The sequence below is a fragment of the Candidatus Seribacter sulfatis genome (assembly GCF_964187635.1).
GTDB lineage: Bacteria > Verrucomicrobiota > Verrucomicrobiia > Opitutales > Seribacteraceae > Seribacter > Seribacter sulfatis.
Genome location: NZ_CAXLMO010000038.1, coordinates 28,723 through 41,069, shown reverse-complemented (window position 1 = coordinate 41,069; position 12,347 = coordinate 28,723). Strand labels below are relative to the sequence as shown.

The window sequence follows — 12,347 nt, the reverse complement described above, 5'->3', positions numbered from 1 at the left end:
GTAATCGCTTTCATTCATAGGAAAGCCATTTCTTCAAACTGTAGTGGTAAACAGCAGATGGTACGTTATCTTGCTTTCTTCTAAAAAACAACCAGTCCGAAAGCAAAGAGTTGTATAAATAGCCCTCCCCCTTAGTGGCGTCCCAATTTTCTGTATTGGTCCAGGACCATCCCCATCTTTCAGTCCAAAACCAGATATTATCGGATTGGGTACCAGCCACTAAATAGATCCATAAAAAATCTTCGTGATAAGTCCATGAATTATCAAATGTATTAAAATAGCCTAACCAATTTGTTTTCCAGTCCCCCAAATTAGTCAAGGTTGCTTCTTGAGACATTTTAGTCTGAACAGTTAAGGAATATTCAAGAGTTTCTTGATAACTAAAATTCTGATCGATGAACTTGTCGGCAAATACCTGAATCGGAAAAGTTCCAGTGTCTCTTTCTAATGGTGTTCCTTCGATCACAAATCGATTATTCGATATGCGGTTTAATTGTAACCATTTTGGGAAACCCTCGGGTATTATTAAAATATTATCAAACGATGAACCGGTAAGTATGAATTCGGAGCGGTATGGTTCAAATTGAACTCCATTCAAAACTGGGTTTCCAAGAATAGAGAAAGCACTTCCTTTCGCTAAAACTTTGACCTGCCATTCAGCGGTCAGTCCCGGAAGGCTGGTCGAATTAATATCAAATCTCACCGTTGTTACATCGGGACTATCTGTAGTTGGACTTTTTCCCCAAACTAAACCACTGCCATCCGTAAAAAGGTCTATATTTAACCAATCCGGCTTTTGCACAATATTGAGGGCCACCTCGGTCCCACTCGGCCAAGGTCCAGAGTTGAATGCGTAACGATACATACTGGATGTAGGAATGCTTTTTTTAGGTGTAGGAGAAAGAATGGGAATAAACTGGCTGGGTCCCCATAGTGCGATATACGAATTAAGAGATCCGTTCTCCGCGGTGGATAAAGATCCACTTGAGTCCATTATTCCAGTAGTTATTCCTGTAGTCAGTATATGCCCAGAAAATGCACTGGTAATAGATTTCATTAAGTCATCTCCTGCCCCTCCGATCTGCACGGCATCAATTACACTAGTACCCTCTTGGTTGAGCTTTGCTAAGAAAGAATCTTTCTTACCGGATGTTGAGAATGTTTTTTCACCCAATTTTATTTCATTGGAGAAGGAACCAACAAAATAAGAGTGAATCGAATTTTTCTGAATTGAGTCAATTGAATCATTTCCAGTACCCCCGTAGGCATTGAAGGAAATACAATTTCCTTTATCAGTAAGAACAGCAATAAAACCATCCTGCTTCCCGTTACTTATCACTTCTCGATTTCCCCAACTCATCGAGTTTCGAAAATTACCAGCAATCACTACCCGGTTTTCTTTTTGAATGTAGAGGCCATTGACCTCATCTGCTCCTTCTCCGCCACCAGAGTAAATATTTTGCCAAATTCCCTTATTATTGAGTTCCCCGACAAAGCAATCGGACAGACCAAGTGATTGAAGGGTAATATCTCCAAAAGAAGAAGTTCCTTGATAAGAACCAGCAAGGAAAATTTTGCCCATTGATGAAATAGCAAGAGCATCAACCCTGTCGTCTTCAATTCCTCCAAAGCTTTGTAACCAGGTAGCAGAAGAGATATCAATCGAGGGGACTTCTAAAACAAAGCCGTCTTTTCCTCCATTTGAATTAACAGAGTAAGCACCATGGGAGAAAATTCCGTCAAATTGTCCTGTCAAAAAAAGACTATTTTGAAAAAAGCAAGCTTCCTGAAAGTACTCATTGGAGGAGCTTCCAATTGAGCTCAGGTTTTTCAAAGATCCATCTTCTGACCATTGAGCCACATATAAGTCATATCCACCCGAAGACTTAATACTAAAAGGACCAATTTGAAGATCTCCGCTAAAGTCTCCAATAATATAAATTTCGCCATCGAGTCCAAGAATCGTAGAGCCTACAGATAAATCACCTGAACTGATCAATTGTACCGAACGATCTATATTTCCACTCAAAGAAACCTTTGCGACAAAGCCATCTTTTTGGCCTTGGCTGCGAAGAATAGTTTGCCCTAATTTAACTGATTGAGAAAAGGTACCACCGATCAAGTATTTTCCATCTGATGAAGGAGTAGTAGAAGAAATATTGACTTCTTTACCAAAATTAAGCGCAGAAGAAAAAGAGGGTAATGTTTGATTAGAAATTATTGCTTCGGGATTACTTGTAACAGAATAATTAAAATCTAAATCAGAAATACCACCATCTCCATTGTATGCTCGAACCTTTACATTTCCAGTACTGGAAATCGTACTAGATGGAACACCACCAAGCATGCCTGTTCCATTTAAGTTATCTTGAAAATTCATCCACGGAGGAGATTCAATTAACTCCATTCGGACAAACGGTTGATTGAGAACTTTAATTTCCTGATGAAAAAAAGTATTTCCCTGAAGATTCAAATTAGAAAAGGAAGTAAAAGTCGGTTTCCCCAGAATAGATTCAACTTGGACCAAAAACTGATTTCCCACAGAATATGAAAATTCGTTTAAGCTAAATGGCGAAGTGAAAGAAGCCCCTAATAAGATAGTTCCAAATGGACCGACTTGAAACTCTTTGACAAGATCATTCCCTGCTGTGCTGATTGGTTCTTCCCAAATGATTGCTCCGGTAATTGGGTCTAATTTAATAAGCATCAAATCATTCAATCCTAACGCTTCATGAATGAGCGAACTGCCAGGAATCGACAAGTTCCCATCGTAATTTAAAACAACAATTGGATATCCAAATCGATCTGTCTGGACTTCCCGTACAGAAGTACTTCCAGTAGAAGAAAAGGATTTCATCCAATTTAATTCGAGATCAGAATTAAAGGATAAAGTAAACCCACTCGAAAGGGAACTGGAAGAAATTGCCATAGAATCAATGACTAGTTGAGTTTCAAATTGCCCAACAACCAATAGTGAATCATTTATACATTCAAGACCGAGCGACTGATTCAAGTTAACATTGGGGAAGGACTTCCCTCCGGTTACGACTCCGTCTTTGCTGAATTTAACTAAAGTAGAATAGGACGGAGAGTTTTCTTTCACTGAATTGCTTACTGTAACAAAAGATCCATCTGATAATGCTCCCATCCCGACCATTTCCTCCGTTCCCTCACCTCCATAAGTCTTGAGCCATATCAACTCTCCGGAATCTGATAATTTCATGACAAAATTATCGCTCTCACCCTGTGCATTCCAATTTTGGGAATTGAGTTTAAGTTGTTCTCGAAAGTTTCCCGCAATTTGAATGGATTGATCGATAGTTTCCATTTGTTCTAAATTAGACAAGGTAGAGGAACAGGAAATAGTCTTTAACCAAACATGTTTGAAATTATTATCTAGTCTCAGAATAAAAACATTATGATTTCCTTTCGAAGTCACTAAGTTCTTACCAAATTCTAAATTCCCACGAAAGACGCCACAGACTGAAAAACCTCCGTCTTTTAGCTCCAGAATTTGTTCAATCGAAATTTTCTGTGCTTTAAATCTTAGTGTGTGAATTGGATGGGAGAGCTCTACATAATTATCGTATTTGGATACTATTGCTTCCGACTCAGACGAAGAGCCAAGTAAAAAAGATCCGTTTTTTAAAACTGCAAAAGTATCAAGTCCTACTGGGAGGATTGAAGTAATATTCGATATACGAACGCTGTCATTTCGATCCACAACTTGAACAGTTCTTTTTAATTCTGAGAAATTCCCTGAAGAATCTTCCGAGCGGTAAGTAATTTGATAAAGACCCTTTTGACTTGTATCTACAGCACCTTCAACACTGTCATTTAAATCACTACCGTCTTGAGCAGTGGAAAGATAACCCGGGTCTGAAAATGTTTGCCCCACGCTTAATTGAATAAATTGATCTCCTTTAAGACTGAGTTGAGGAGGAGAAATATTTAAAACCTTCAAAGTATACTCTTTGAGCGCTTTCCGTTCATTATTTTCCAAAAAGGAAAGTTTTATTGCAAAGTCTCCAGTAACATTATCAGGAACCATACCCTCTAACTTAAATAAATCATATGTCACTTTTTTCACTTTTAGCCATGCTGGACCTTGAAGCATTAGTGCTTGAGTAACCGAGTTCCGGGTCAGATTAGATATCTTAAAATGATCGGAGAAAATAAGCCCTGCTGATGTGGAAGTTATCGTCGGTTCAGTAACATCAAATGAATCGAAGTTTTCAACGATAATGGCAGTAATTTCAATTGCATCAAAACTTACCCCATCGGATACCCTTATCCCAAAGCGATCCTTTTGCACAGAAGAATAAGGAAGGTATTTAATCTGAGGATTTGAGGTTCCATTCCCAGATACAGATGCCGTACCAAAGGAGGGTAAAGAATTGGGAGACAGACTCCAGAGAAGATTTTCTCCCTCGCGATCACTTGCATATAATCGAGCGATATCAGAAGGATGTGCTTGTCCACTACTATCGAAACGAATGGTCATGAAGGAACCAGCGTCAATTACAGGGCTTAAATTCTTTCCATCCACAACAAGTTGACAATTGAGCACTGAAAATAGACCTGTCTCATCGGTAACAACAAAAGCAAGTTGATATCGATCGCCACTACTTTGCGAAGGGGCAACACCAAACAAGCGAGCACTCCCATTGGTACTATTTTGGTCACCCAGCTTGAGCCATGAGTTCCCCCCTGATGGTAGTCCAAAAACCTTGATAGTCCTCGGACTATTATCAGGATCAACAGTTGAAATATCCAAGCTGAACTGAGCTCCTTCTTTTGCCACTAATACAGAGTCAAACGATGTGGTAAAAGTGGGGGCATCAGGAAGAGCTCTTACTTTTACCCGTACAGGAAGGATAGAACTTCGATTACCATCGCTCACTTTGAGCTTGATAATATCATCACCAAAAAAATTATGTCTGGGAAGATAAGAAAATAAATAAGGTCGTTGCCTGTCAAGTACACCGAAATCAGGTGAGTCCTGAACTACTACACTTGCCCCACTATTAGGATTTTCTGCCAAAGTCCAAGTCAGGGGCATTGCTGATGGCTTTGTCGGATCAGGGTCTACAGCTATGTAGTCAGAGGGGGCAACCCATCCGCCCCGGGAACTACTTAGATTAGAATCCTCATCAACATATACAATTAATTCAGAAATTGTTTTGTTCGCTTCGCTGACTGACTTAAAAACTGGCGGGTAATTATCGATTCTGATTTCCAGCGTGAAATTCTGAATCGTTGAAGTTTGATTGGAATCAAAAACCTCAAGAGAAATAGTATAATTTCCTTCCTCTTGGACGGAAGCCAATCCATAAAGAAGTCCGGTACCATTTCCCTCATCTTTAAAAGTTAACCATTCCGGTAGATTCCCACTGACATTTAGATCAATGGTGTGCCATTCATAATTCCAGTCTGCGTCATAGGTTTTTACCTGATAAATATAGACTGATTCATCGTTCCAACTATAAGATTCATTCCTGTCCGTCATTGGGGTGGAAATAAAAACCGGAGCGTCGTTTACAGGAGAAACTTCCACATTCACTAAAATCGTATCATATTTAGGAGGTGATCCCTCAATCCCACCCCCATCGGTTACCATAACTGTAAAGAAATCTGAGCCAGAAAAATTTCCGTCAGGATAATAATCAAAAGTAACCGGACTAGAACCAGTACCCGAAACGGAAACGGAACCAAAGTTGGGCTTAGTGGAAGACCATACTAAATCATTTGCAGAAGTTTCGTGATCAGCACCAACTAAATTGGGTGCACTCCAACTTGTATTATCATCCTCGATCATTGTAACCGATACCAACGCCGAACCAGAATTGATTAATGGTGCATAATTAAGAACCCGCACCTGAACTTTAAATTCAGCGGAATTATGTAAACCAGTTGAATCGGTAATTAGTAAAGAAAAGGATGAATTGCCTTCATCACTTTCTCCAGGAACTCCTGCCAATTGAACAACTCCGGTGGAACGATCAAAAGAGGAAACTCCGAGCCATGCAGGACCAGTCAATTGAATCTCGCTTCCAACTAGGCTATCTGCATCATATACCTTTGGAGAAATGGCAAAACTTTGGTTATCGATCGTAACCTGATCGGTGGGAAGAATCGAAAAAACGGGTGCATCGTCAACATTTTGGATATTTAAATTAATGGTAATAAAATCACTTCCAATTCCATCACTGACTTCAACCTGAAAAGAATCCAAACCTGAAAAGTTTGAATCAGGAATATAGTCTAAAACAGGGGGCGATGAACCCTGACCAGAAACTTGAGCACTTCCATTGGATGGGCTCGATTTGAGAGTCCAATTTAAGAATTGTCCGTCTATATCGGTTGCGGAAATGAGCGAACTTCCATTCCAAGCCAGATCCTCTGTATGCACAAAGGTGGTGGTTTCTCCCTGTGCGATGACTGGATTGGTGTTTTCATCCAAAACAACAAGCATAAAAGCCTGAACTGCAAATCGATTCGTTTGATCGCGAACTTCGAGCACGATTAAGTTATTACCAAGGTCGTATTGATTAGGTGTGCCCCTCAATCGTGCCGAACCATTCCCAAAATCACTTAAGCTTAACCACCCAGGTAAAGGAACAAGAGAGGAAATCGTTACATTTGTACCAAGGTCTGCATCAAAAGTTGTGATATTATAGTCAAAGAGGAAATCCTGGATGGCCACCCCTGAGGTCAAACTCTTAAAAACCGGATCATCCTCTACTGGCAAAACATTTAAATTAATTCGAATTACGTCCGAAGCATTTGGATCCAAAGATTCAAAAACTTGAACTAAAAAGTAATCAGTTCCAGAAAAATTACCATCTGGTTGATAGCTCAGGGAAGTGGGTGTTGTTCCGGTTCCTGTAACCGATGCGGTTCCATTTTGGGCCTGCTGTGAAATTGCCCAAGTTAAAGTACCCAAGGTCTGGTCTAATCCTGTAACGGATAAATCAAGCCCACTCCACGTATTGAGAACTGAATCCTCATTCAGGGAGGTTGAGAAAGTCGCCCCCTGTGTTATCACTGGTGGATAGTTATCAGGGATAACTTGAAGGGTAAATGCTTGAGTATCCTCCAATCCAGCATGATCAAACACCTTAATGACTATTAGCCTCGGTCCCGCGTCCTCATAGTCCGACCAAGATGGCGTACCCGATAAAATCTGAGTGGTGGAATTGTATTCCAACCATCCACTGGGAGGAAGGTTCTCAACCGTCACATTGAGCACCTCCGTGCTTCCCACATCGCTAAGATCTGGGTCCAATAACACCAGTGGGTAATGAAACATATCACCTTCATTTACGACAGTGGAGGAAGGCACAGACGAAATTACTGGAGGGTCATTGACTGGAGAAACCACCAAGTTAAAAGTTAATACAGTAGATTTATTACCCTCCCCTTCAATATCTCTTAAAATCATCGTAAAGGAATCAGTTCCATTGAAATGAGGTACAAGCGGAGTATAGGAAATACTCCTGTTCAAATCGGTTGCATTAATGTCCCAAGTCAGATTCCCATAGGTTGGATAAACGGTCACATTAAGATCAACTAAATGACCGTCTGAATCATTGTAGTCTAAAAATGGTAAAGAGGCATACCAAGTAGTCTCATTAAAATCCTCACTTAGAGTAATATCAGGTAAAACTGATAGATTAGAATCTCCGTTCACCCAAATTTGTGGCGGGTTATTGCGCTTGAGAATCCGAATATCGAATATTCCTTGGACACTAACATTCCCGTCATTAAGCGAAAGAGTAACATTATAATCCTGATATGCTTGTCCATTCGCACTTCCTGCATCCGGAACTCCAACAATATTAAACCCGGATACGTTTAAACCCACTAAAGCAGAGTTATAACTCAAAGATAGGTTGTCATCATCATCGGCGTCAAAAACGGAGATAGTTTGGTTATAATCATCTCCTTCCATGCCTGATGGAAGAGAGGTGGTAATAAATATTGGAGCATCCTGAACCGGTGTGACTGTTACATTAAAATCAACTACATCGAAGTAATTTTCATTTGAAAGAGTCGCTTGAAATTCATGAATTCCACTAAAATTGCCATCTGGAGTGTAAGAAAACATGCCAGTAGTAGAATTTAAATCAAAACTTGCATTACCATCTGGATGGAGGGATAGAGACCAAATCAAATTTGAATCAAATGGATGTGAACCGTTGAAGTCATATTGATAGATTCCACTATCTTCCGCGATAGTATGATTTCTCGATGCATTATGATCAATAATCGGCGCCAACTCGGGTAAAACCTTCATTTGCCATGCATCATTATGAAACGCCAAAGCACCACCACCGACATCCGCAAAAGTACTATCTCCAGGAATTCCAACTATCGCGGTTCCATTTTTCAATGCGATAGAAAGAAAACCCTGATCCGTGGAATTGGCCTCATCAAGACCCAGGCTCGAAATCAATGAAATATTCGAACCATTGTTTTCCACACGATATAAATATACATACCCCTCACCCTGACTGGGTGAGGAGACAGCAAGAATATCCGAGTTTACTTTCAAGTCAGAAGAAAAAAACTGATTGGATTGGTCTTGGGGTGGATAAATTATTGAAACCTGCTCCCAGTTCAGTCCATTAAGATGAAAAATATAAACCGCTCCCGCATTAGTTCTATTTCCATCTTTTTGCCTCGCTCCGACGAAGGCCAAATTATTTGCTAACGAGACTGAATATCCAAACTCATCGCCAGCCGATAAACCACTCGGAGATAGCTTTGCAGTTTGATTCCATCCCGATCCATTTTGCTCAAAAATGTAGGCTGCTCCCGAATCAGTACCATTAGCGTCCGCTTTCGGTGCACCTACAAGTAGACGAGAACCAGAAAGGTTTAATGAGTAACCAAATTCATCATTACTTTGATTATCATCTGCACGTAAAACAGTAACATTACCCCAATTAGTACCATTATTTTCAAAAATTGAGATTTTACCACCACCATTGTTGATGGATTGTCGTGAGCTGACTGCCAAATAATTACCAGAGGCAGAAATATCCCAACCAAAACTGTCCAAATTATCTGCAAAGGTATTCAGGCTTTCCGTAAATCCATAACTTCCATTCGATTCGCGAGTAAAAACATCGACTAAACCGGAATAAGTCGAACTATCAGGCGAACTCACAAAAAGAAATTGGTTTTCTACTTCCAATGCATGGCCAAACTGGCCATTTTGACCCAACACAGGAGGAACAATTTCTTCAAGGTAAGAGTAACTTCCATTTACTTCTTTATTGAAAACATGAATTGCACCGTCATGAGATATTGTCTCCCCCGGGGAACCAATAATAGTTTGGTTCCAATCATTAATTGCAACCGATTGACCAAATTTAAAAGAAGTTACATTAACTTGGGGATGAAAAAATTGTGAATCATGAGGAGAAATATTAATTTGGCCAACCGAAGCGTTATCTTCGGGATTGAAATAGTAAAGGATTCGGGAAGAATTTAACTCAGGGGAGTACAACAAATATTCGTCACTGCTGTAAGACCCGTTGTTCCAAACATCAAGGCTTGAATATTGAGTATTGTTATCTTCTCCTACAGAAAAACGAAACTCCCCAGTGCTGTTATTGTTAAAAACATAATAATTATTTTCGTATAATGACAAAGTGGGAAAGGATGAATTCAAAAACCCATCCCCACTCACTAAGAAGACCGTACCATTCCAATCCACCGAATATGTCTGGTTCATACTACCATCTTGGTTGCTCGAATACCCTCTGTGCTGAGACAAAAAAAGCAAAAACAAACAAACCAGCAACCTTTTGCAAAAAACGAGGATGCAATTACTCCAACGAGCAAAAATAGGTAAGCGCACAAACATTAACAATAACCTCCTAAATATAAGGTCGTATTGCAAAGCTTTTAGGGAAAAATTTTGCCCGAGTGAACTCGGAAGGATCTAACTCATGACCTCTTCGGTACTCGTCTTACATAAGGAACTCTTTTGGATGTAGGCACACGTTGAACAAACGGAGTGTTTCTGACCGGCTTAGGACGTTTAACTAAAGGTGGGCGCTTGACACGCTTTGGATATCTAGCAGTGGGAGAACGAGGAGCGCCTGGTGATTTTCGAGCAATTCGAGCGGAGGGTACGAAGGGTGCACGCTTGAAGGCACCGAAGCTTGGAACAGTACGAACTTTACTGACTGAGGGTGCACGAGGGACAGAAGGTGCTTGTCGAAAGCCAAAAACAGAAACTGTGAACAGGAAAAATCCTGTTAAATAAAATAAAAAAAATCTTCTGTTAGGAGACACTGGTTAGAAATTTTTCAACCGGATACTCAGAGGAGAGATGATCCAGTAAAAAAGCAGTGGGCTGAAAGTCCTTTAAAATACTAATACTCTCCCCATTTTTGTTCATTCTTACTTCCGAAACATTAATTTCAGGAGTCTTTGGTGGTGCATATAAAATATCATCATGCGATGCATTCATCCGTGAATTGAAAAGGTCAGGGGTTAATGAACCTCCTAAATGATCGCTCCGTCCGGTGGCAACATGACAAGTACCGAGTATTTTCTCATCTTGAATATCTTTACCAGAGAAAGGTAGTAATTGAGTACCAAAGCCAAGTTCTCCGATTATACCGGTTGCAGGATCTTCCTTGAGTTGCTGGTTGCGGTCATCAACTTTCTGTTGATCTCCTCGAATGAGCGAGGCATTTATAATTGCTCCGTTATCAACCTCCATCTGGGCGAGCGTACCGTCCGAAAAACGAAATGGAAATGATCCCGAGGCAGATGTGGGAACAAAATAAACTTCACCGGCGGGAAGATTTGCAACATCGGGTATCCCCCCCGGGCAAAGACCATGACTTTTCTGAGCCGATTGGTTTTGGCAATTGATTGTGAGTGTAGACTTTTTCCCCAACACTTCAAAGTCGAGTTCAAAGGAATCAGACTGATCTAATACACTCCTAAAGAGTTCAGATTGTTTGCTAATTTCATTGTAATCAACCGCTAAACCTGAGTTCAAAATTATATCATTAACACCATGCAGTGTAGCACCACGAAAGCCATGAATCTTAGCAGAAGCAGTTAATGGTGCAGTTAATGAATAATCAGTAATCGCAAGTATGATATCATATTTTGGATAAATATCATTTTCCAAGGAAAGAGAATCACCGTTGAAATTAGTTGCTGCATCCTCCGGATCTAGGTTGCTTCCGCCAGTAGTTTTGAATGCAAATATGTCATTGCCCGAATAATTGAGATCCTGTGATACTCCGTTTTTTAAATCTCGAAGAAAGACATCGTGTGCATACTTCTGAACAGAAAACTCGCTAGAATCCAAAAATTTGTGCCCGTGCATCAAAGCAAGGTCAGGAAGATCAATTAATATGCAGATTTGTTTCCCTCCTGAATCATTATTGCCAAAACAGGTACTGAGAAGACGCTTTAAAGAAAACTTTGGGAATTCGTTGATATTTGGTAAATACATAAGGGTTGTATATAAGTTTTTGCGAATTCTACAATACTACGCTTTAAAAAAACACATTTTTTTAAATTTTTTAATTATTTCGAGTTCCGACCTCCACATATTCGACAATCAAGTCCTTGGGGTTTTGAGGTCAAATTCCCCCGCCCTCTTTGATAAAAAGAGCACCCTGGTCGGTGAATCTTTCCAAAAGTAGTCACCCAAAAACTAAGCGATGGGACGAAAGATCTTTGGCTATTGTACATTCCGGGAAGCCGAGGTGTGGGTATGGAAGAAGGGGATTGAATTTGCTTGTAGTTAAAATTATTAGCCCAAATTCCTAAATTTAATCTTTTCGCTTTTAGCTGAGCGATTACAAAAGGACCGTAACGGTTCGATTCTTTTTCTGAATGCCAGCCAATTCCAAGCGAAATAGCCTCCCTACTAAAATTCATCTGCCCATTCATGATGGTAACTTCCACCACTTTCAAATTTTGCAAATCAAATTCTTGCCTTATTTGAATTTTCGGGGAGACAGATAAGAGTTTTTGTTCACTAAATGTGAGTGCCTCATTGTAACCAGGTTGTTCCCGCTTAGGAAACTCAACTCCCCATACTCTCATCCGAACCATGTAATCCTGTGATTGGTAGTCAAAGACTCCAGGTTTAATAACTCTAATAACCTCTTGCTTTAACAGTGTGCTATTTGCTTCGTTTCCGGACGGGGAAACTTGTGATTTGTTTAATTCTCCGAAAGAATCAGTTAAAGAAATCAGCAGTAATAAAAAAACACTAAAGAAAAATTCAACTTTTATGATTCTCATAAGGAATTGAATTCAAACACTCTTCCCTATTCAATGCAACAATATGAAAACTT

Annotated in this window: 4 protein-coding genes; 1 reads left to right on the top strand and 3 read right to left on the bottom strand. The window is 40.0% G+C overall.

Annotation, left to right across the window (positions count from 1 at the left end; genetic code table 11):
* Nucleotides 1-10 precede the first annotated feature (10 nt).
* Nucleotides 11-9,745 carry a tandem-95 repeat protein gene (locus ACKPQ5_RS04420; protein WP_407677889.1) on the bottom strand — a complete coding sequence of 3,245 codons (9,735 nt, stop codon included), beginning with the start codon at nucleotides 9,743-9,745 and terminating at the stop codon, nucleotides 11-13.
* 285 nt (nucleotides 9,746-10,030) lie between these two features.
* On the opposite strand from ACKPQ5_RS04420, the gene ACKPQ5_RS04415 reads away from it, so the two are divergent.
* On the top strand, nucleotides 10,031-10,282 hold the full coding sequence (locus ACKPQ5_RS04415) for a hypothetical protein (RefSeq protein ID WP_407677888.1): 252 nt from the start codon (nucleotides 10,031-10,033) through the stop codon (nucleotides 10,280-10,282).
* An 18-nt stretch (nucleotides 10,283-10,300) separates the two neighbouring features.
* Here the strand turns inward: ACKPQ5_RS04415 and ACKPQ5_RS04410 are convergent, their stop codons facing one another.
* Entirely contained in the window at nucleotides 10,301-11,494 is a 1,194-nt protein-coding gene (locus ACKPQ5_RS04410) for a M29 family metallopeptidase (RefSeq protein ID WP_407677887.1), read from the bottom strand.
* A gap of 74 nt (nucleotides 11,495-11,568) precedes the next feature.
* Entirely contained in the window at nucleotides 11,569-12,294 is a 726-nt protein-coding gene (locus tag ACKPQ5_RS04405; protein ID WP_407677886.1) for a hypothetical protein, read from the bottom strand.
* Nucleotides 12,295-12,347: the final 53 nt, after the last annotated feature.